Here is a 21,012-nt window from a genome sequence, read left to right as displayed (position 1 = left end):
CTTGACCTCGTATTGTGGGGAGAACGGTTGGGCACGCGCAATTCGCGTCTACCTAGAACTGGTGACGAATGCCTAGGATGACACCGGTCTGGTTCAGATTTCCTGGCGACGTCGCGTCGAGGTAGTTAAGCGTGAAATGCTGTCCACCATTTACGTCTAGATACCCTGCGAAGGCGTAGAGAGACGTTCGCTTAGACAGATTGTAGGTGCCTTCGAGGATGAACCAGTTTGGATTGCCTAAGCCTTGTCGAGTTTGGTAGTGTTCTACTGACGCGGACAGGCCAATTGTGGGCGTAGCCTGATAGAAGGCGCCGCCCCAATACATGTTCCCGACCGGCGAGAGATGTAAATCACCGTTTACGTTGAGGAAGCCCGCGAACAAAGTTGCCGTACCAACGCGAAGCTTGGCGGCGGCGCTGAAGCGTTTATCGATTTGAGACGATGTGTCGACGGGCGTAGCGAAGCTACCGCGGGTCTGCTCGTAGACGACCCGTGTCGAGAACGACCTGATTTGGTAGTCTAGTCCCAGAGCCATGTACGTACCCGCTGCCATGTGGCCGGGTTGCTGTTGGCCAAATGAGTAAGCTGCTTCGCCACTGAGGCCGGCCACCGTCGGCGACTTGTATTTCACTGCGTTGGCTACGCCACTGGTTTGTGGGATCAACCCTGCAGAGAGCAACGAGTATTGAGCCATGAACATCGGGTCGTAATACACGGTCATGTCGAACATGATCTTATATTGTCTTCCGAGCGTCAGTGTCCCATATGGGGAATCGATTCCGACGTACGCGTTCCGATTGAAGAACGACGTAGGGCTTTGCTGAGCGCCGTTAGCGAGGTTGACGCCATTCTCAAGCCTAAAGATTGCCGAGTACCCTCCGCCGAGGTCCTCTCGACCGATTAACCCCCAGTTGGACGGATACGTGTTTCCTGACTGGAGCCCAACGGTACTGTCGCGATTCGAGTTCGTGTGCGTGAGGTACTGAACCCCAAGGTCCATCATCCCGTATAACGTCACGGATGATTGGGCCATAGCGGTTGTCGACATCAGGGTCAGGGAGGCAAGTGCGATGCCGAAATAGGATGGACTTTTCATTGTTTCAGTGTGCCTACGTTAGTAATCCTTATCTGGCGGCTCCGAACGCATCGCGCATGTTGGCAGTGTCGGACTATTTCTCGCGTCTGCCCGCCCTGCGACAATGAGAACCGACTAATACACGCCGGGCTCGACCATCATGGTCAATGTGTTGTGCGTTTCGGAGCATTCTTAGGCGCAGAAAAGGTAGTGGCAACCACCAGAGCATTCGAAGAGGTTGCAGGTCGTCCAACCTAGGGAAAGTCAGGAACAAAGGATGGCCTGCGCGATCAGTCGTCGAGCTTTTACGCAAGGACACCGGCGCGACGCGGGAATGTAGGCCGATAATCACACTTGGTCGCATGTTGCGCTCGCGCAACGCATTCGCGGGTACTGGCGTCCGCAGTGCCGTTTGAACGCGAACTGTACTGCGAGTCCGCCGCGCGTTATTCGGAAGCCTTGCGGAGGCTCACAGGCGCCCGAATGCCTCCGAACCGGTGCCGCTCTAGTGCGTCGCTTTTCCGCACACCGCACGACATCTGGGCGTTAAGGATTAAGAATGTGCGGCCGCCAAGAACGCGGGCAGCGCGATTGCGTGGTACGGAACCGTTCCTTCGGCAGAGCCAGACATTGAGGCTTGTGCGGCAAACTCAGGTTGCATTCCGACAAACGCGCACTACACTCAAGTGACTCTTGTCAGCACTTCGCGGGTCCACCACGAGGCGTCGGCGCACAACATCTGAGTTCGCCGGACGTGGGTCAAATCCGAAGACCAGAATCGGGTAGCAACAGAGCACACTCACAATAGCATCGGAGCTGCAAATGCCTGAAGCGAAAAGATTGAGACGAAGCCTTCTCGCTGCTTCACTTACTACGCCTTTTATGCTTTCGGACGCTTTCTCGGAGGAGGCTAAGAAGCCGGTTTTCGAATTAGGGCCCTTAGCTGATGCAAATCGAGCTGGATATAACCATGAAATAGGGTTAGACGCGATAAGGGAAGTTCTGGGAGGATTCGTTAACCCTGCGTCACGGAGTTCGCTCCACAAGTTGGCAGATAATCTAGTTTCGGCAAATGTCATTCACAAAGACGAGATTCAAAGCCTACACGAAACTATTGAAGTTATTTTCACTTCGTCCAGTTTTGACAATTTAAGCAAGAATATATCAGAACTGGCGAAAGACGCGAAGCAAGATTCGGATAACGTGGCGACAGCGCTTAAGAATATAGCTTCGCTGAGTATCAAAGCAGTACGGAAGAACCTAAAAGATCCCGAAGTCACGCAGGCCGAGACCATAGTAGCCACTGACCTAGCTGGTGCTTTGGCAGGAGCGTTCCAGGTTGTCGGCAAAGTACCACCCCCTTTCCTTGTTCCGGTTGCAATCATCGCCGCGGTAACAGGGTCTGCGTCAGGTTCGTTTGGCGCGTACTATGCAACAAAAGGAAAGTAACCCGATTCTCTTCTGACAGTCTGGATCGGTAGTACCTCCGACGAGATGGCTACTATGAAAATCGTCGGTGTGACGGCTTCCATGAGAAGGTGGCTCGTCGACTGGTTCAACTACACCTCCTTCCGGATTAGATTAAACCAGCCACAAGGACATTAACGGCCTATAGTACGTGGCGAATCGACTCATTGTTCCGCCGTTTTCTGCCATGGGGGTCGCCATTATGTTTCCTTGCTCACTTTTTGTCGCTTGGCCAATTGGAAAGAGAAGCCCAACGCCGTGAAGAGTCGCGCGAACGATAGAATCATCAAATTATGGTGCTCGAGGTGAATGACCATAGCTGTAGGGCTGATCGACAGGAAGGCCGCTACACAGAGCGATGGCGAACTGCGGCCGAAAAGTGCTGTCCTATCTCGCGATATAGTGGCTTACCTTGAGGCCAACACCTTGCCGATGGCATCGGCGACGATCTGCACGTTGCTGTCGTTCAGGCCCGCGACGCACATGCGGCCCGAGCGCAGAATGTACACGCCGAATTCCTCCTTGAGCCGGTCGGCCTGATCCGCGACCAGGCCCGTATACGTGAACATGCCGCGCTGCTTGATGTAACGCGTGAGCATTTCGCCGCGAACGTGATCCTTCAGTCCGTCGTGGATCGCCTGACGCATACGCGCGATGCGCTGGCACATCGACGCGAGTTCCTTTTCCCACGACTGTTTCAGTCCGGGCGTGTTCAGCACATGCGTGACGATCTTCGCGCCGTGCGTCGGCGGATTGCTGTAGTTCGCGCGCACCGCGCTCGTCAGCTGGCCGAGCACGCGATCGGCTTCGGCGGCATCGTCGCAAATGACGTGCAGGCCGCCGCAGCGCTCGCCGTACAGCGAGTAATTCTTCGAGAACGAATTGGCGATGCACGCCGGCACGCCACGGCGCGCGAGTTCGCGCACGGCGAACGTGTCGTCGTCGAGACCGGAACCGAAGCCCTGATACGCCATATCGACGAACGGCAGCAGATCGCGCTTTTGCAGCACGTCGATGATCTTCACCCAATGCGCCTGATCGAGATCGACGCCCGTCGGGTTATGGCAGCACGCGTGCAGCAGCACGACGCTCTTCGCGGGCAGCTTGTCGATGGCGTCGAGCATCGCATCGAAGCGCAGTCCGCCGGTGGCTTCGTCGTAATACGGATACGTGTTCACTTCGAAACCCACGCGCTCGAAGATGAAACGATGGTTCCCACGTCGGATCGCTCACCCACATTTGCGACTTCGGAAAGTGGCGCTTGATGAAATCCGCGCCGACCTTCAGCGCGCCCGATCCGCCGAGCGTCTGCACGCTCGCGATGCGGCCATCGGCGCGCGCCGGGCTGTCGTTGCCGAACACGAGCGCCTGCACGGCGCCGCGATAATGCGCAAAACCGGCCATCGGCAAATACGGCTTTGGACCGAGGTCTTTCAGGATCGACAGTTCCGCCTCGCGCACGGCCTGCATCACAGGCAGACGGCCTTCGTCGTCAAAGTAAATGCCGATGCTCAGGTTGACCTTATTGGTGCGCGGATCTTTCTGGAAGTTTTCGTTCAGCGACAGGATCGGGTCGCCGGGGTAAGCATCGATATGTTCGAATATAGTCGCTTATCAGGACGCGAGGGATCAGAAGGATAGGTTCGCGCCCATGTTTTCGGTTAACGGCAACACCCGAGACACGGCATCCCAACCCACACGACCGGAGCAAAGCGTCGCAGATCGGGATATTACGCGCGAAAAACAGAGCATAGCGACCTCAGCATCTAATGATGCCAAGCCTAGGAGCGTCGCCGGCGCAGTCACGACTATTTTGATCATCGCCAACCGACGCGTCGCGCGCTGTCTTACCTGTGCTGAAGCCGTCACAGCTGCGCGTCGCGGACAGCGACACTGCCGTCAGCCTAACCTCTCTGGCGGACATCGGTATCGGAATGGCTATGCTACTTCAAATAGTCTTTTAGCCAGGCGACGCAGTCACGCGAATCCTGCGCGGGCCAAAGCACTCTAACGGTGGTGCCTTCTTTCTGCACTTCAATATAGATGTCGGTAGACAGCCTTTGCAAGGCTTGCAGGTCGCCATTCGTGCGCGCACCAGGCATCAATCGCGTCCACCAAGAAGCTTTTTCCACACCGCTTACAGTAGTCGGACGTGTCGATAAGCCCCCTTCTGGAACAACAGGGACTTCGGCGCGATCCCGCGTCGACGAACTACCACCTGCTTTTGGGGACAACCGGTCACCCTCGGTGGTCATTGCAGCCGCCGGTGGCACGTCAATGGCCGCCGCTTTCCCCGCCCGCGCACGTGCGTTCAGGTTCGCACCGAACTCTTCCCACATCCGGTCCGCCTTTGTCTTCATGACAGTTAAACCAAAGCTGCCCAGGCGTCCAAAGACTTCGACCTTTATCTTCATCGTCACTTCGGTGCGCTCGTCGGGCAACTCCGCAAGCGTCAGTTCGCTAGATTGCTTAAGCGAGCTCCCCACCTTCGAGTCCTCTCCAGTACCCTCGCTCTTGAGGTAGTACGGTGGCCTCGTCTCCAACACTGTAGTCCGTGTAGTAAATCTCGCAGAGATGAACGAGATCTTTACTTTAACCGTCGCCAAGTATTCAGTGTCACTCAGTACTTCGACCGACTCCGTACCCGGGACGCATCCCGCCATTACCTGCGGGTCAAGCAGAAGGCCCCACACTTCCGTAATCGGTGCATCAACGACAACCCGTTTTTCAAAGTCCACGCATTTTCTCCGCTGCAGCCAATATTGATTCTACAATTCCGACATAACCGGTACAGCGACACAGGTTCCCGTTCAACCCATCTCTTACTTGCTCCTCTGTGGGGTTGGGATTGTCGTTCAGCATCGCGCACGCCGTCATCAGGAAGCCAGGTGTGCAATATCCGCATTGAAGCCCGCCGTGCTCCATAAAAGCCTCCTGCAGCGGATGGAGCACACCGTCTTGAGCGAGCCCCTCTACCGTTGTGACCTCACGGCCGTGGGCCTGGACAGCCAGGTTCAAACAGGACTTCACAGCCTCCCCATCCACCAGGACCGTACATGCTCCGCAGACGCCCGTCTCGCATCCACGCTTGGTGCCTGTCAAATGTAAGTCGTCGCGGAGGAGGTCGGAGAGCAGCCGCCGAGTTGTCGTTTCGACAGTGTGGGTTTGGCCATTCACTATCAGTTCAATCGATTTTGTTTTCACTAGTTCACTGACTCCGTCACGTCTAAAGTCTCAAAAAGGCCCTCAAGCGAACGGCGGCTAATTACATTGATCATTTGCCGGCGGTAGTCGCCCGCTCCTCGCATGTCAGATATCGGCTGAATTTCGCTGGCAAGGATATCAGCGGCTTCGGCGGCAACTTCAGCATTGAATGGCTTACCCTCGAGAAAGGCTTCACAACGCACGCCTCGCGTTGGCACAGGTGTCGACGCCCCGACCACAACCCTGCTGTCTCGACAGAGGTTTCCCTCCTTTGCGACAGTGATGGCGACGTTCACGAGCGGTCGATGCTCAGCTGCAGTACGCAAAAACCGCACATGGCGACCAGCGGCAAACTTCACCGGGGGAATACGGATCTCTGTAACGACCTCATCCGGCTCCAGTGCAGTCGTATAGTAGTCGACGAGAAACTCTTCGACCGTGACTTCTCTCTGCCTGCCGACGCCCTCCAACAGAATGCGAGCATCAAGGGCCATTAAGCAACTTGGTGGGTCGGTCGCTGGATCTGCATAACATAAGTTGCCCCCGATTGTTCCCTGGTTGCGCACCTGCGGATTTGCGACATGACTAGCCATGTCCGAAAGCATTGGGTATTTCTCCCGAACCAGCTTCGAGTTCGCGATATCTGCATGCAGCGACAATGCGCCCACGCGCAGTCCGGCCTGGGGGTCGTACGATATACCCCTAAGCTTACGAAGCCGCCCAAGAGAGATGAGGTATGCGGGACTTAGCATTCTCTGGCGCATAGCTAGCATCAGCGCTGTTCCGCCGGCGATCATCCGACAATCGTCTTGGTGATCGGCCAGCATGTGGCATGCCTCTTGAACCGACGCGGGTTCTAGGTACTCAAATTCCCGCATGTTCCGGCTCCGTCTCGATCACTTTGAGTTTCGCCAGTTCAGCGAGCCCTGCAAGGACTTTCTCTGGCGTGATAGGTAAACTGTTGATGCGGACCCCAACGGCGTCATACACCGCGTTCGCTATGGCACCGGCACCAGGAACGATCGCCGTCTCGCTTGCCCCTTTTGCACCGTAGGGACCATTTGGATCATTTGATTCCACGATCCCTGAGCGAATCTCAGGAATTGAATCCGCGGTCGGCATTGTGTAATCAGCAAAATTTCCGTTCATAAGACGGCAATCTTGGTAGTGCAATTGTTCATACAGGGTCCAGCCGATCCCCTGAGTCACGGCCCCACAGCTCTGGCCGTGCACGGCAAGCGGGTTTAGCGCTTTGCCGCAGTCATCAGAAATGTAGGTGTCGACGATCGAAACCTTGCCGGTCTCAATGTCCACTTCGACCTCGACGCCTTGCGCGGCGAACGAATAGGCAGGCGCGACGTTACCGTACTGCTGCGAGTTCGCCATCACAGTCGGAGGGTCATAAGTTGAGGTAACCTGCAGCCCCTCACCGCCATGGCGGTAGATGTGCATCCGGGCCAAGTCGCCATACGAGATCCGCGCCCGTTCGGCGCCGGTCGTACCTGCCGACTCACTAAAGACCTCGCCGTTTTCGAACGTCAGCTCGCTTTCCGGCACGCCCAGTTTGTCCGCTGCCAGGGCAAGTAGTTTGCCTAAGGCCTCTTTCGAGGCTTTTATTGCTGCCATGCCGCCGTTGACTGTGACTCGCGAAGCGACTGAACCGAGCCCGTATGGCGAGGAGTCCGTATCGAGCGGCATCACAGTGACGTGGTCGATGGGAATCGACAACTCATGCGAACATATTTGGGCCAGCATTGTGTTGGCGCCTTGTCCGATGTCGGCCTCGCCTGTGTACAGCATCACTCGGCCGTCCGGATTAATCTTAAGCGCAATCGTGGAGCCGTCCCAGTTACCCATTGCTCGATTTCCACTCACGTGTATCGCAGCACCCATACCGATGCCTCGACGTTTCGCTCCGGCTCCTTTCGGACGGCGCCTTTTCTCGTCCCAGTTCATCGCTGTGCGCACTTGCGCCAGGCACTCACTTAGACCGCTGCTTCCAACCTCGAACCCGTGAACGGTCACATCACCAGAACGCACGGCATTTAACGTATGAAGGTCAATTGGGTCCATCCCAATCTTATCCGCGAGCACGCTCAAATGGCTGCTCACGCAGAAGGTCATCTGGGTACCACCGAAGCCTCGGAATGCGCCACGCGGCGGGCAGTTCGTATATACCAAGGTAGCGTGCGACCTAACATTTTTTAGCGTGCGGTGCATGTTGTCGCTTCGCATTACCGACACCTGAAGAACTTCCGGAGCCAGACCGGCGTACGCTCCGCATTCAGCGATGATACGAACATCCTTTGCGACGATAATGCCGTCAGCGCTCACGCCCATCTTGAGCCAAATACGCTCCGGAACGCTCGCTCGAGCCCCCTGAAAATCGTCAAGCCGACTATTCAAGAACCGAACAGGCCGACGGGTTTTCGTGGCCACCCACGCACAAATAAGACTATTGCATTCTTCAACCGTTTTCCCGCCGAACCCTCCGCCCGTCGTAGCCTGAATGATCCGAATAGTAGAGACAGGACGATCGAGCGCTTCCGCAAACCTCATCCGCTGGAGGAACGGCATTTGAGATGGAGTCCACACATTGAGCCGGTCGTTCGCCCCCATCCAGGCAACTGTCGCCATTGGTTCAAGATAACCGGGGTACTGCGAATGCGTTTCGTAGGTTGCCTCATAAACCGCGGCTGCGGTCTCAAAGGCCTTATCCACGTCGCCCTGACAGATGTGATACTCGTGCGCGATATTTCCAGTGCCTTGATGAACCTCGATCGTGCCCTGCATCAACGCATGGTCGGGATTCAATACCGCAGGCAGTTCTTCGTATTCGACATGTATGAGATCGAGTGCATCGCGAGCCGTTTCCTCATCGACAGCAGCGACCGCCACCACCTCTTCCCCGATGAAGCGAACTTTGCCGGTTGCAAGAATCCTGTGCTGCTTGTGCATGACGCCGGAGAGACGCTCCGGCGTGTCTTCGCCGGTCAGAACCAGGTGGACGCCGGGAAGGGCGCGGGCCGCTTCGGTGTCGATTCGCACAATCCGAGCATGGGCATGCGGACTCCGTAGGACCTTCAGATGCAACATTCCTGGCATCTTGAGGTCACCGCCATACAAAGCGACCCCAGTAACTTTATCTCGCGCAGTTACTTGCGGCGTCTCATGGCCAATGGTGGATTGTTTCATTACTGACTCCGAGTGCGTGTTTCCAGGACTACTTCACCGAATTTCATGCGTAACGGGACATTCTTGCCGCGGGTAGCTATGCCTGCAACCACCGACCGACTCTTTGGGGTTGCTGACCGTACCAATCTACAGTCCCGCGTCAGTACGGCGCGTAGACCCAGGCGTGGTCCTGAAGCGTTGCACCGCAGGGTGCGCCGTTCACGCTTTACCGGGCGCCTTCTCCGTCATGAAACGTCCGTCGGGTGCTTTTGCGTTTTTCTGGCGGCGGGTGTTGCCATCGAGTCCGCCATCGATTGCCCACTCGGCAAACATGGTCGGACTCGGCTCGAACTCGCGCGGTTGCCAGTTGGGCGTGAGCACGTCTTCGTCCGAGTAGTACTCGATCAACCCGCCAGCCGGGTTCTCGAAGTACCAGAAGTACGCAGCGGAAATCGGATGACGACCCGGGCCCAGCTTGGTGCTCCAGCCGCAGCGACTCACATGTAAGCCCCCGCCAAAAACTTCATGGATGTCGCGCACCGTGAACGCGACGTGATTAAGCCCCGGCTTGCCATCTGGCAATTGCAGCATGAACAGATCGTGGTGCCCACCGTGGGCCGCACATCGCATAAACGTGCCGCGCCCCGGATATCGGTCGGAAACCTCGAACCCAAGCAGTTCGTGGTAGAACTTTTCCTGCTCGGCCAGCCGGTTCGTAAATAACACGACGTGTCCAACCTCGATAGGCTCCGCGTGATCGTAGATCACCCCCGGGGTGTCAATACGCGTCGCATTGCCCCACGTGTTTGAGGTCGAAGCCTTGATGTCCACCTCGCGCCTGCGTGTCACCTCAATGCGGATCGCCATTCCGGTCGGATCAATGCATCCGATGGCATTGTCCGATTCGAAGTGCGCCGGCTGGCCTTCAAAACGACCCCTCAACGCATCAAGTTCTTCACGGCTGCCCACGCCCCACGTCACCTCCCGCAACGTCGAGCCTTCCTCGAACGCGGGCGGCAGCGACGGGTCGTTCGCATCCACCGCAATGACCGTGCAACCGTTAAGCGTTTCAAAGCGAACCTGTCGCTCATCGTGAGACACTTCCTTCAGTCCCCAGTCCTTGAAGAAGGACCTGCATGTCGCCAGATCAGTCACGCCGTACTTGATTTGCTCTATGCCTAAAATCGTCATGCCGCTACTCCTAATATCGAGGGTCTATGGCCCTCGCGCGAGTTCTTAAAGGACGACTAGCCGTAGAACCTCAGTTTCTCCGGATTGGGATCAACTGGTTCAGGCTTTTTCGTAGCGGGTCCTGCGAACGGGGTGGCGAAATCACCGATAGCGAGCATGTCGACTTCGACAACCACGGGTCCGCTTTCTTTGATTCCCTCTTCGAGCACCTGCTGAACGTGGTCAAAGGAAGTCAACAGGTGATGTTTCACCCCCATGCTCGCGCACAGTTGCCCAAAATCAGGCTGCTTCAACTCAACGTAGTAGTTTCGTCCGTTGTACTGTTTGTCTTGGATGTTCTTGATCACGCCGTAGCGCTGGTCGTTCATCAGCACGATCAGCAGATCAAGGTTCTCCTGAACCGCCGTGGCAAGTTCACCCACGTTCAACATCAGCCCGCCGTCGCCGACGATACAGATCGTCTTGGCCGCCGAATTCGCCGCCGCCGCACCGATTGCCATCTGCAAACCTTGCCCGATGCCGCCGTTGACCGCATATGCGCTCGCGCGCGGCGTGAAGATTTTCAACAGCCGGTTGCCCCAGGATGAGTTGGAGATCGTCACGTCGCGGACCCAGTTGTAGTCGCGCCCCGCCACCGCCTGCAACGCTTGAACGAGCGGCTTGTACGGTCCAAGACCCTTGACCATGTCTGCCACCGCGGCCTCGTGAACTGCGGCAAGATCGGCTGCAAAGCGGTCGTCTACCGAAAGGCGGCCCTCCAGCCGAGTTGCCAGTTCATCGAGCACTAGTGCCGCATCGCCATGCACGAACAACTCGCTCGGGTAGGAGCGGTTCTCCGCGAGCACATCTGCATCAATCCGGTAGAGGGGCTTGGGCAGGGCCAGCTTGAATTTCATCGTCTCGTTACCACGCAGACGGGAGCCGACTACCACCACCGCGTCGCACGTTTGGTAGAACTTCTCCACCGCAGCGTGTGCATTGAAAGCGCCGAGCGACATCGGGTGGTCTTCAGGCAGCACGCCGCGTCCATGCACACTTGTCACCACGCCAAAACCCAGCGCGACTAGCCGCTCGACTTGACGCGTTGCGTGGCGCGCTCCGGAACCAAGCCACAGCAACGGCCGCTTGGCACTAGCAAGCGCATCGGCGAGTCGCTCGACCTGCGCGCTGTTATGTGCGGGCGTAGTGATTTGCGGTGCGCTAAGATCGGCCGGCCAATCGATTTCGGCACCTTGGATGTCGATCGGAATCTCGACGCTCACCGGGCCCGTCGGCGCTGTCTGCGCAACGCGCACCGCTTCGCGCACCGTCGCCAGTGCTGTCTCAGCGTTACGCACGCGGTAGGCGGCCTTCGAGATCGCCGCGAGCATCTCCAACTGACGCGGCACCTCATGAATATAGCCACAGTTGCGATCCAGGTACTGCGCCTCGATCTGACCGGTAAGGTGCAGCAGTGGCGTGCCCGCAGTCAGTGCCTCAACCATCGCACCAGCAGGGTTGCCTGCGCCCGTACCCGTGCTCGAAAACGCTACGCCGAGCTGACCTGAGACGCGAGCCAGACCGTCGGCCATATTCACCGCGCCCGCCTCGCCTCGTGCGCCAACAAATCGAATCTTGCCCCGTCGACCAATCGCATCAAGCATCGGCATGTTGTGAATCGAAATCACGCCGAACGCCGTTTGCACGCCGCACTGCTCGAGAAAAGCGGCGATCACATCGCCAACGGTAGTTTTACTAGACATGTCGCGCAACGCCTCCAGAAACATCAATATGGCTGCCCGTCGTGTACGACGACAGGCTCGTAGCTAAGAAAAAATCGATTGGTGGGCCTGAAGCCGATGCCGCACTTCAAGTCGAGCTTCCCGTCGTTGCGTTAGAAGTTTCCGTGTTACCGCCGAGCGCCTGCAGATCTTCAAGCTGCTGCTGCGCGCGTTGTTTCATCAAACGGCGTACGCGCGTAATGCCTACGTCGTGCTGATAAAGGAACTCGTGATCTACTGCGTTTGGCGCGAGGCCCTCAAGAATGGAACGGTCTTGCTCCAGCACGTTCCAGTGCAGGCCCTCGAGGCGGTTGCGATACAGAAAGCGCCACGCGTCTCGCTCCCAACCTGAGACCTTGCGCGTGCGCCAGAAGAAACACTGGCTATTGTCTTCGTCAACCGGCGTGGCCATTGCCACGATGCCGAAGCTGCCACCCGGGCCGAACTTCTTGGCATACGGAATCGCCAAGCGCATCCACAAATTGCCCGTCTCGCCCAATTCGACCCAATCGAAGTTCACATCGCGCTGCCCGACCTTCTCAAACATCAAACCTCGTTCGGTCTTCCTCACCCGCATCTCTGCGCGCTTGTCGCCGTCTGCCATCGAGTGCGACACCGAATGCAGATAAGCACCATGCATCGGGTCCATGACGTTGTCGATCACGTACTGGTAGTTCACCTTCCAGTTGCCGACGCATAGAAAACTGGAATACTCCTCCGATGCCAACTCTTCGGGCAACTCCAATGGCGCCGGATCTTGGTGAGCCTCATCTCCGAACCACAAGAAAATTGCGCCAGCACGCTCCTCTACCGGATACGACTTCACGCACTTGCGGCCCTCCAACGGGCAATCCGCAACCGCCGGCACATTGGTCACCGTCCCTTGCCCGTTCACCTCGACGCCGTGGTACCAGCATGCGACGCTGGTACCAAGATTCCAGCCCAGCGAAAGACGTGCGCCCCGATGCGGGCAACGGTCTTCCAGTGCGTGCACCTTGCCTTGTTGGTCGCGCCACAGAACGATCTGCTCGCTCAGCCGCGTCACGCCGACCGGCGCGTTGCCCACTCGCCAGCTGGGCGAGACTGGGTACCAGTAGTTCCGTAGCCCGCGCTTGACCAGCGCTTGGGCGGCATCGACTTCTTGAGAATTCCGATCGACGGGGGACGACATGCAAAACTCCGGGAGACTAATTTGTTAAAGGGTGAAGAGCCGAGCGCTTATTCGGCCAGCGCGTGCAGCTCGGCAGCCAGCGTCTCGGGTGTCCACAGACCACCGTGCGGCGTGCGAAAGCCGACGCGATTCAACCCGTCGCTGACTTCGTGCAGTTGCAACGCGCCGTCGGCGAAGACTTTCTCTAGCGCGTCACCGAAGTCGTTCTCGTACTGCGTCGGCTCCGCCTTACGCGCCTGCCATGGGAAATTCTCAACTTGGCCGGGCCGCTCGATCACGCCCTTGCCTGCAACGTTATTCGGCTGCGGTGCCAGCCATGGCTTGAGGAACGGATTAAAGTTCACGGTCACTTCCGACATGTCACTCCACCTTGATCTGGATTTCTTCACCGGCAAGACGCACCGCGTACATCTTCAGATCGCGTCCCCCGGGCTCTTTCAAACACTTTCCGGTCGGGATGTGGAAGACCGCTTCGTGCAAGGGGCACTCGACCGTGTCTCCATCAACAAAGCCCTGTGTCAGCAACGCATACGCATGCGGGCATACGTTCTCAATGGCGTAGAGGCTTTCTCCGACCTTGAAGACGCCCACCTCTACGCCACACCCCTTGAATTCAATCGGCGCGTCCTCAGCGATCTGATCTATGCGCCCAACGCTTTGCCACTGTTCATCCATTATGTGATCCTAAGGAACCGTCGTGTTCCGCATATGAAACATCAACTTGCATATGGACATTATAGGGAAGCAAATCTGTGCCTCAAAAACAAAACTAGCAGATTCAGGGAAAGCCCCTATATCAATTTTTGGCAGACGGCACCGTTACTCTCGTAAGGGTTGCTGAGAAGCTCAAAACCTTTCCCTCAGCTCTGCGAACTCGAATGCGTACGCGGTGCAACCACGCGGACGATCGGCCGGCGCGGTCCAATTCCTTCTCACTGACCCGCCTTCCAGAAGGACACGCAGGACACATGGGGCTCAGGTCGCCGGCCAGAACTGCTGAAATAAACGACCTGCGACAATCGATTGGAAAGAGGGATAGCGAGCTGTCGCCCTCCTGTTCTCACCTGACCTCCCCGCTTTAAAAAGAGTGGTGCAGTCCGGCAATCACACCGAGCTGAGTGCCATTGGAAGATGGTCCAACTGTGAAAATTGCAGCTTTCGCGCCACCAGACGCCTTTTCGAGGAGCGCATCCGCATAAAGCTGAGTCGCCTTAGAAAGGGCGTAGACGCTTCCCACTGTGTATTCGGTCCAGCGCATGCCCGCCAGCGTCGTCGTGAAGGCACCTGCTGCAATCGAGTATGCCGGGGTCAGACGGTACGTTGCACCTCCGTCGATGGTTTGATAAACGTCGGAGCGCTGTCCGCTTGTCAGTTTGGTCCTTGTGTACAAGGCGTGCAGCGTGAGCGTGTCTACAACGTTGTACGTCGCGCCTGCTCCCATGTTCTCGATGCGGTCCGCCATGTAACTTGATGCAGGCTGGCCTTGAAACATGGAAAGCCCCGTCGTCGAGACCAAGACAGATCGATTATGCTCATCAGAATAGACAGCACTAGCTCGTAGCGGACCACGCTCGAAGTTGATGCCTACACTAAGGTTACGGCCGAATCCGAAGTTTGCGGTATTGCCCAGCCCCAGCATCGCGCCAGCCGTTAGCCCGCCGTAGTTTGAAGTCGTGAACTTCAAACTGTTCGAATACTGCACATTACTGGTCGCGGCGAGCTCATCGATGTTTCCTGGGTGAAACATATACCAGTCGGCCGCGTTATAGGCGGTGCTCAGCGGGCCCAACCAGTCAAAGTTGAACGGAGTCTGACGCCCGAGAGTAATGGTTCCGAGCCGCTCCTTCGTAAGCCCAACGTACGCCTGGCGGTTGAAGATCGTTCCCGGCAACGCCATGGCGCCTGTGGTTGTATAGAAGCCGTTTTCCAACCGGAAAACGGTTTTCAAACCGCCGCCTAAGTCCTCTTGTCCAACTAGCCCGAACCTATCAGGGGACATCGTGTTGACTGTGGTCCACTTGCTGGATCCACCAACATTGTTGAAGTATCCAATGCCAACGTCCTGGCTGCCGTACAGCGAGACGTTTGATTGTGCCAGCGCGGGACAGCAAGACACTGCTGTGCAAACACCTATCAGAATGTTTCTCAATGGAGCCTCATAAATTGTTTGTCTGCCGTGCAACGCATCCATCGACCAGACGCGTCTAGCCAAGGCTTGGCGTCACGGGATCTCCGAACATTAAAGCAACCGCATTAGGTATCCTCAAAATATGCATGTCAAGCTGGTGACTTCTATAAGAAAATATGTCTCGCTTACTGTGATCTTCCTTGTCAAGTCGGTTCAGGGCACCATGAATCCACGTTTAGTTTCTTAGAGTCTTTTTTTCTCTGGAGGTGCAGACTATTGCTTTTAACTCCTGTATGCCACGCCCACTTGCGTTCGCAAGCAAATAACTTCACCGAATGATGGAAATGGGCTGCGACATGTCACCAGTGTTCCCGGGCCTAAAGGTCTGCACGGAAGTGCCGCTAATAGGAGCACTCTCATCGTGCGGTCTGGCGGTAGGTAGCGCGAGCGAGCGCCAACAATCCGCTATTTAATAGGATTCCGGATTAACGGTCGGACCGATTTATACGACTTTCTCTTACATTTTATCGTTCAGTGCATTGAATATGAGGAGCATCCGTGAACAGTAGCCCGAAGCATGCGCAATACATGATTACCCGGTCAAACAAGACATCCATACTTTACGCGAACGCTTCGTTTGCCCGGGCGGCTGGTTATTCGGTTGACGATGTGGTGGGATCGGGTTACATGCGATACCTCGATCCCGACACGCCGAAAGAGGTGCTCAGGGACATTGGCGCGACTCTTTCAAGGGGCGTGCGGTGGGAAGGCATCTTAGGGATGCGGCGTCGGGACGGAACCGTCCTTTTTACGCGTACCAGCATGTCCCCATGGTATGAGGGGGGCCGCATCGTAGGCACAACGACGGTAAGGACGGGCGCAACGGAGACTGAAATTGCGGCTGCGCTGAGGTTGCATCGACGTCTAGCGACACCCGGCGCGATAGTGGGGATTAACTGTGGGCGACTTGTGTACAAAAGTTGGGCCAAACCGTTCAACGTTTTCCGAGTAACTCAGGACCTCGCCGCCCTCCTTGGAATCGCCGCCTTACCCGCGCTGATGACGAGCGCCACGGTTCTTCTCTTCGAGGCGAATGGCAGTCATCTAAGCGCCGGTATGCTCCACGCCCTCCTTCTGTCATCGTCAGCATTCTCATTGACGGCAGTAGCGCTTCTGCGCAAGCGGATGCGAAAGCCGCTGGTTGACTGCGAGACACAGTTGCACCTGATAGCATCGGGAGAGTTGTCATATAAGGCCAGCAACGCAGTCGCCGTTGCCGGAGACCCGCTGACAAACGCGTTGAACCTTACCCGGGAAAGTCTCGTATCCATGGTGTCTGAGTTGCGGGCCGAACTATCCGAGATGACGACGTCGATCGATCAGCTATCCGAAGGCAACATGGATCTCTCCGGTCGGACCGAACGACAAGCTGCGGCGACAGCCGAAATTACGGCCACTCTGGGTCGGCTGGTTGAACTCGTCGGCAGCACAACCGGTCATGCCGAGAACGCTGCAACAGTTGCGAAAACCGCGACTGAGGGATCGCTCCGCGGCCTGCGAGCGGTGGAATCCGTTGTTGAATGCATGGCCGACATCGCTCGCGGTGCGGACCAGATGAAGGAAGTTACCAAAGCGATACAAGCGATCGCCGCTCAAACCAATCTTCTCGCGTTGAATGCCGCGGTTGAAGCGGCAAGGGCTGGCGAGCACGGACGCGGATTCAGTGTGGTGGCGCAGGAAGTCCGCAGGCTCGCTGCCAGTGCTTCCGAAGCAACCGCGGACATCGGCACGCTAATCCAGCAGTCATTGCAGCGAGCGAAAGAGGGCCAAACCCGCGTCGACGTGGCGCATCTCGTCATCAAGGACCTTGCGCGAGCGGTCGATACCGTCGGAGATCTGATGAGCGAAGTCTCTGGCGGCAGCAAGCAGCAAAGCGCCTCTCTCGACGAGATTCATCATCGGCTCGGCCAGATTGACGAAGATACGCAGAGAAACGCCGCGTTAGTCGAACAGACGACTGCTGCAACGGAAGCTCTTGCTGTCCAAGCTCGCGCGCTTGAGTCAACGGCTGCTGTCTTTCGCTGATGTTTTGTATCAAGCGCTTCACGTGTATTTGATCTATCTTGATACGAAAAGCAACCCTTTTGCGACGGACTGCAACACACCCTGACTACAACTGGGGGGTTATCCCCCTCAGGCGCTATTTATTATTTTTTACTTGCTTCTCCGCAATATAATGACCGAATAAAATCCGGCGTTTTATATTTGGAACAGATCGGAACGCTTCCCGGACCGAGCACGCCGCAACACACTTGGGCCGCAGTTCCTGTCGCGGTTGTTCCAAGAAAAGCAGGCGGCCCAGTGCGGCGACCAGTCATCCAGAGCGTAGAGGAGAGCCATGGGGATGCAGCCACCGTCCGATACGAAGGACCCGTCTATCGGTATCAGCTTGCCCGATCCGCAGCACCCGGACGGGGAATGGCATATGGACCTTCTGAGTAAGGCACTGTCTGACCTGCGGTCAGACACGGTCGTCACCGGTAGATTTACGCTCTCCGCGCCATGGGCTTTTGTGAAGCCGGCCGTCCCAGGCGTTCCCTTCCGAATGTGTACTGGTAACCCGTTCTACTTGGTCGTTGAAGGCATGCATCCGGTCTTTGTGCAAGAGGGCGATTTTGTCCTGCTGCCGCACGGCCATCAACATACGTTGTGTTCGTCGCTTGACATCCCGGCTATCCCATTGGCAACGCTCTTGCGTGAGAACGATGTACACCCGAGGGTGAACACGCCGCTGACCGTCCGTGCAGGTGGAAACGGACCTGTAAGCGACATCTACACGAGCATTGTCGGATTCCGGGAGACTCGCCGGAATCCGTTTTTGTCGGTCCTGCCTCCTCTAATTCACATCCATTCGGGGGACCCTGCCGTTCCCCCGTGGCTGAAAACTACGCTTACGAGCTTCATTGAAGAGTCCATGAGCTGCCAGCCTGGATGGGCAATGGCTGCTTCGCGACTTGCCGACGTACTGTTCATTCATTTATTGCGCGCGTACCTAACCAATACCGCCGCGCGCGACGCCGGTTGGCTTCGAGCAATGACCGATACGCATCTCGTCAAAGCGATGGCTCTGATTCATCGGCAACCGAGCCGTCCCTGGACCGTCGACGATCTTGCCGCCGAGGCGGGTATGTCCCGGTCGCGGTTCAGCGCGCGGTTCCTTGAACTTGTTGGAGAAACTCCAATCGCGCACTTGACTGCTTATCGCATGTATCTAGCCGCCGGGCAATTGATGCACGGCAAAGCTCGGCTAATGGAGGTGGCTCACAACGTCGGATATTCGTCAGAGAAAGCCTTCACTCGCGCTTTTCGCAGATGGGCAGGTATGCCTCCGATGAAATATGGCAAGACTGCAACCGATATGCGCGACCTGACCGGCTATCCATTTTAATTGCGAAGATTTGTGGACACTTGAATTGGAGGCGTCAAATCCCGTTCAGACAATCCAGGGCCCTCAAAGTCCGAGAGACTTTAAATAGCGCGAAGGTTTGGAGATGGCCTCCGGACGGTAATTCAGCCGCAGCGACAGTTCGTCTGCCGCCGCTCTAACCTTCTCGACGAGGCCGCTTGCAAGCTCTCGGGGCGTAATCTCCGCTCGCGGAATAGTTACAGTGATGACTGCGGTAACTTGTCCAACATCGTCCCGAACGGGAGCGGTAACAACCGAGATTCCGCGTTCAAACGACGATTCGCTGACCACGAATCCGCGTTGGATATCCTCCTGGATCAACTTATACAACTGGGTGACCGTCTGCGGAGTACGGTCAGTGTATTGTTGAAGCCTTGATTCGGGAAAGAGAGCCTTCAGTTCTTTAAAAGTTAGCCCGCTCATAAGAAGGCGGCCGTGTACGGTTGCGTAAGCGGGAAGTCTGGTGCCGACATGAACCCGAACCGACGAGAAACCAGATTCGTAGCTTTGAGCCTTGGCAACGAACACAATGTCTCGCCCGTCGCGAATTACAATGTGACTGGTTAAACCGGTCTCATCTCTCAGCCGCTCGATAATAGGAGCGCCGAAGTCTGTCAACTCTAGGGAGCTCAGATACTCGAATCCGAGGCGCAACACGGCAACGCCCAATCGATAGCTTTTGTCTTTGTCAGCGCGCTCGAGAAAACCGAGCGATTCCAGCGTTTGCAGCAAGCGAAAGACAGTCGTCCGAGGAATTTCTAACCGCCTCGCTAGCTCCGGTGCGCCAAGCACCGGCTCGCGCGGCGAGAATTCCATCAATATACGCAACCCCCGGTCAAGTCCAGGCACGAAGTACGGACCGCTTCTGCCATCCAAGCCGGCATCTTCGTCAATATCCCTCGTCATACTCGTTCGCTCTCGGTCGCGCGCTCTGGGCTGGCATGTCTATGAACTCCTAGTGTAATTTATCGGCCACCCCTTGTCACGGTCGCTCCAATCGCCGAAGATGTGTATTTAGGTCGCCTCGTCAGGACCGACTGGCTTCCTCATTCTCCAAAGGAGCGGTGTTACCACAATTGCAACCGTTGCTGCGGCTGCAGGATAGAGCGGGAGCCCCCATTTGCTGTACCGTGCCAAAATCTGCATGACAATCGGCGTTGTCCCACCAAAAACAGCGGCACCGACGTTATAGACACTGGCAATCCCCGTCATTCGCACCTGGGCCGGAAAGCTTGCGACAAGCGGGTTATAAAGCATAATCGAGCCCGACAAAAAAAGACCGAGCGCGCAAAACCAAAGGTGCAAACTGTCGGGCGTGACAAATCGGTAAAAACCGAAAAGCGTCAAAATTAATGCGAGAAAGGTCGTAACGATTACGGAGCGCCAGCCCAAAATATCGACGGCCAGGCCACCAACGATTCCGCTGACGAGCATCGTGACTTGCAACCAAAACAAAGCGTCGTTGACTATTCTGGCATCGTAATGTAAGGAAGTTTGAAGGTAGATAGCTGGAAACAGATGGACCCCTGGGACGATTACGCCTGGTGCAATGCTCAACAGCAGGCATAGAATCGTCTCAGCTTTATACCGTTTAAAAAGCTGCCGGAACGGCGTCCCTCTTACGAGGTGTCTCCGCGCCGATAGATCTCGGAATACGGGCGTCTCGTTAACGTAGCGTCGAAGGAAGGCAGAAGCAAGACCGAAAGCACCGCCGAGGATGAACGGCACGCGCCACCCCCTCACTTGGAACGCTTCCGCACCCATGTGATGAAGTAGCATAGTAATGACGCCGGACGCCAAGACAAATCCAAGCACGACGCCCGTCCCTAGAACGCCAAATGCAAGCCCCAAACGACGCTCCGGCACGTGCTCCGACACGAACACCATAGCCGTTGGCAGTTCGCCACCTAGCGCCGCACCTTGCAACAGGCGACATGCAAGCAGGCCAAGCGGCGCGCAGACTCCGATCTGTGCATATACAGGAAGTAATCCGACGGCAAGGGTTGGGGCTGCCATCAGTAGCACACTTACCGCGAACATTTTTTTCCGACCCAGTTTATCCCCGAGGCTTGCGAGCCATATTCCCCCAAGCGGGCGCGTGAGGTACCCCGAGGCAAATATTGTCAACGTTTCGAGCTCGCGAAGCCATTCGGGACTGGATGCAGGAAAAAACAATCGACTCGTAAACGGGGTAAGAAAGATAAAGACTGTGAACTCGTAGTACTCTAGCAATCCGCCCATGGAAGCCAACGCTAGCACTTTGAAATGGTCGAGACTGAGCGGTTTGCCTTTATCGCCAGGTGTTTCGGTGGCAGTTGTACTAGCTTTTGCGTGCATTTATCGTCTGTTGCCGATACGTGAATATCAAGCGATCTG

General features: G+C 56.5%; 16 protein-coding genes and 1 pseudogene. 3 read left to right on the top strand and 14 right to left on the bottom strand.

Annotated features, from left to right (window positions below):
- Positions 1-52 precede the first annotated feature (52 nt).
- Positions 53-1,096 (bottom strand): porin, encoded by a 1,044-nt coding sequence (locus NK8_RS40995; RefSeq protein WP_213234701.1) that lies wholly within the window; start codon positions 1,094-1,096, stop codon positions 53-55.
- Between the two features lie 801 nt (positions 1,097-1,897).
- On the opposite strand from NK8_RS40995, the gene NK8_RS40990 reads away from it, so the two are divergent.
- Positions 1,898-2,524, top strand: coding sequence for a hypothetical protein (locus NK8_RS40990; protein ID WP_213234700.1), 627 nt, complete (start codon positions 1,898-1,900; stop codon positions 2,522-2,524).
- 425 nt (positions 2,525-2,949) lie between these two features.
- Here the strand turns inward: NK8_RS40990 and NK8_RS40985 are convergent.
- The 11 genes and pseudogenes from NK8_RS40985 to NK8_RS40935 form a co-directional block, all read right to left on the bottom strand.
- A pseudogene (locus tag NK8_RS40985) lies at positions 2,950-4,147 on the bottom strand (amino acid aminotransferase).
- A gap of 338 nt (positions 4,148-4,485) precedes the next feature.
- Positions 4,486-5,280 carry a CoxG family protein gene (locus NK8_RS40980; protein WP_213234699.1) on the bottom strand — a complete coding sequence of 265 codons (795 nt, stop codon included), beginning with the start codon at positions 5,278-5,280 and terminating at the stop codon, positions 4,486-4,488.
- The gene (locus NK8_RS40975) at positions 5,270-5,746 is read right to left on the bottom strand and encodes a (2Fe-2S)-binding protein (RefSeq protein WP_213234698.1); all 477 of its coding nucleotides are present in this window, start codon (positions 5,744-5,746) and stop codon (positions 5,270-5,272) included. The genes NK8_RS40980 and NK8_RS40975 overlap by 11 nt, the downstream gene beginning before the upstream one ends.
- Positions 5,746-6,624, bottom strand: a complete 879-nt coding sequence (locus NK8_RS40970) for a xanthine dehydrogenase family protein subunit M (protein WP_213234697.1) — start codon at positions 6,622-6,624, stop codon at positions 5,746-5,748. The genes NK8_RS40975 and NK8_RS40970 overlap by 1 nt, the downstream gene beginning before the upstream one ends.
- Positions 6,611-8,941 (bottom strand): xanthine dehydrogenase family protein molybdopterin-binding subunit, encoded by a 2,331-nt coding sequence (locus NK8_RS40965; protein ID WP_213234696.1) that lies wholly within the window; start codon positions 8,939-8,941, stop codon positions 6,611-6,613. Before NK8_RS40965 ends, NK8_RS40970 begins: the two co-directional genes overlap by 14 nt.
- Positions 8,942-9,139: 198 nt before the next feature.
- Positions 9,140-10,111 carry a VOC family protein gene (locus NK8_RS40960; protein ID WP_213234695.1) on the bottom strand — a complete coding sequence of 324 codons (972 nt, stop codon included), beginning with the start codon at positions 10,109-10,111 and terminating at the stop codon, positions 9,140-9,142.
- Between the two features lie 56 nt (positions 10,112-10,167).
- On the bottom strand, positions 10,168-11,853 hold the full coding sequence (locus NK8_RS40955) for a thiamine pyrophosphate-binding protein (RefSeq protein WP_213234694.1): 1,686 nt from the start codon (positions 11,851-11,853) through the stop codon (positions 10,168-10,170).
- 106 nt (positions 11,854-11,959) lie between these two features.
- Complete coding sequence (locus NK8_RS40950) at positions 11,960-13,042, bottom strand: aromatic ring-hydroxylating dioxygenase subunit alpha (RefSeq protein WP_213234693.1); 1,083 nt, start codon at positions 13,040-13,042, stop codon at positions 11,960-11,962.
- Positions 13,043-13,089: 47 nt separating this feature from the next.
- Positions 13,090-13,401 carry a recombinase-like helix-turn-helix domain-containing protein gene (locus NK8_RS40945; RefSeq protein WP_061165321.1) on the bottom strand — a complete coding sequence of 104 codons (312 nt, stop codon included), beginning with the start codon at positions 13,399-13,401 and terminating at the stop codon, positions 13,090-13,092.
- Position 13,402: 1 nt separating this feature from the next.
- Positions 13,403-13,717, bottom strand: a complete 315-nt coding sequence (locus tag NK8_RS40940; protein ID WP_213234677.1) for a non-heme iron oxygenase ferredoxin subunit — start codon at positions 13,715-13,717, stop codon at positions 13,403-13,405.
- 403 nt (positions 13,718-14,120) lie between these two features.
- Positions 14,121-15,233, bottom strand: coding sequence for a porin (locus NK8_RS40935; protein WP_213234692.1), 1,113 nt, complete (start codon positions 15,231-15,233; stop codon positions 14,121-14,123).
- 495 nt (positions 15,234-15,728) lie between these two features.
- On the opposite strand from NK8_RS40935, the gene NK8_RS40930 reads away from it, so the two are divergent.
- A complete protein-coding gene (locus NK8_RS40930; protein ID WP_213234691.1) occupies positions 15,729-17,255 on the top strand; it encodes a methyl-accepting chemotaxis protein in 1,527 nt (508 codons plus the stop codon).
- Between the two features lie 319 nt (positions 17,256-17,574).
- On the top strand, positions 17,575-18,618 hold the full coding sequence (locus NK8_RS40925; RefSeq protein WP_225936705.1) for an AraC family transcriptional regulator: 1,044 nt from the start codon (positions 17,575-17,577) through the stop codon (positions 18,616-18,618).
- Positions 18,619-18,681: 63 nt separating this feature from the next.
- On the opposite strand, the gene NK8_RS40920 is transcribed toward NK8_RS40925, so the two are convergent.
- Together NK8_RS40920 and NK8_RS40915 are read right to left on the bottom strand one after the other, a co-directional pair.
- Positions 18,682-19,542, bottom strand: coding sequence for an IclR family transcriptional regulator (locus tag NK8_RS40920; protein WP_213234690.1), 861 nt, complete (start codon positions 19,540-19,542; stop codon positions 18,682-18,684).
- Positions 19,543-19,650: 108 nt separating this feature from the next.
- Positions 19,651-20,973: an MFS transporter gene (locus tag NK8_RS40915; RefSeq protein WP_213234689.1), complete on the bottom strand. Its 1,323-nt coding sequence runs from the start codon at positions 20,971-20,973 to the stop codon at positions 19,651-19,653.
- Positions 20,974-21,012 lie beyond the last annotated feature (39 nt).

Source organism: Caballeronia sp. NK8 (assembly GCF_018408855.1).
Classification (GTDB): domain Bacteria; phylum Pseudomonadota; class Gammaproteobacteria; order Burkholderiales; family Burkholderiaceae; genus Caballeronia.
The sequence above is the reverse complement of the archived record's forward strand: the minus strand, read 5'-3'. Positions and strand labels throughout refer to the sequence as shown.

What these genes read in the sequence shown, in the direction of transcription:
- NK8_RS40940 (WP_213234677.1), bottom strand. Translation starts at nt 13,717, where the DNA reads ATGGATGAACAGTGGCAAAGCGTTGGGCGCATAGATCAGATCGCTGAG.
- NK8_RS40920 (WP_213234690.1), bottom strand. Translation starts at nt 19,542, where the DNA reads ATGACGAGGGATATTGACGAAGATGCCGGCTTGGATGGCAGAAGCGGT.
- NK8_RS40970 (WP_213234697.1), bottom strand. Translation starts at nt 6,624, where the DNA reads ATGCGGGAATTTGAGTACCTAGAACCCGCGTCGGTTCAAGAGGCATGC.
- NK8_RS40915 (WP_213234689.1), bottom strand. Translation starts at nt 20,973, where the DNA reads ATGCACGCAAAAGCTAGTACAACTGCCACCGAAACACCTGGCGATAAA.
- NK8_RS40995 (WP_213234701.1), bottom strand. Translation starts at nt 1,096, where the DNA reads ATGAAAAGTCCATCCTATTTCGGCATCGCACTTGCCTCCCTGACCCTG.
- NK8_RS40925 (WP_225936705.1), top strand. Translation starts at nt 17,575, where the DNA reads ATGCAGCCACCGTCCGATACGAAGGACCCGTCTATCGGTATCAGCTTG.
- NK8_RS40945 (WP_061165321.1), bottom strand. Translation starts at nt 13,401, where the DNA reads ATGTCGGAAGTGACCGTGAACTTTAATCCGTTCCTCAAGCCATGGCTG.
- NK8_RS40960 (WP_213234695.1), bottom strand. Translation starts at nt 10,111, where the DNA reads ATGACGATTTTAGGCATAGAGCAAATCAAGTACGGCGTGACTGATCTG.
- NK8_RS40965 (WP_213234696.1), bottom strand. Translation starts at nt 8,941, where the DNA reads ATGAAACAATCCACCATTGGCCATGAGACGCCGCAAGTAACTGCGCGA.
- NK8_RS40935 (WP_213234692.1), bottom strand. Translation starts at nt 15,233, where the DNA reads ATGGATGCGTTGCACGGCAGACAAACAATTTATGAGGCTCCATTGAGA.
- NK8_RS40990 (WP_213234700.1), top strand. Translation starts at nt 1,898, where the DNA reads ATGCCTGAAGCGAAAAGATTGAGACGAAGCCTTCTCGCTGCTTCACTT.
- NK8_RS40950 (WP_213234693.1), bottom strand. Translation starts at nt 13,042, where the DNA reads ATGTCGTCCCCCGTCGATCGGAATTCTCAAGAAGTCGATGCCGCCCAA.
- NK8_RS40955 (WP_213234694.1), bottom strand. Translation starts at nt 11,853, where the DNA reads ATGTCTAGTAAAACTACCGTTGGCGATGTGATCGCCGCTTTTCTCGAG.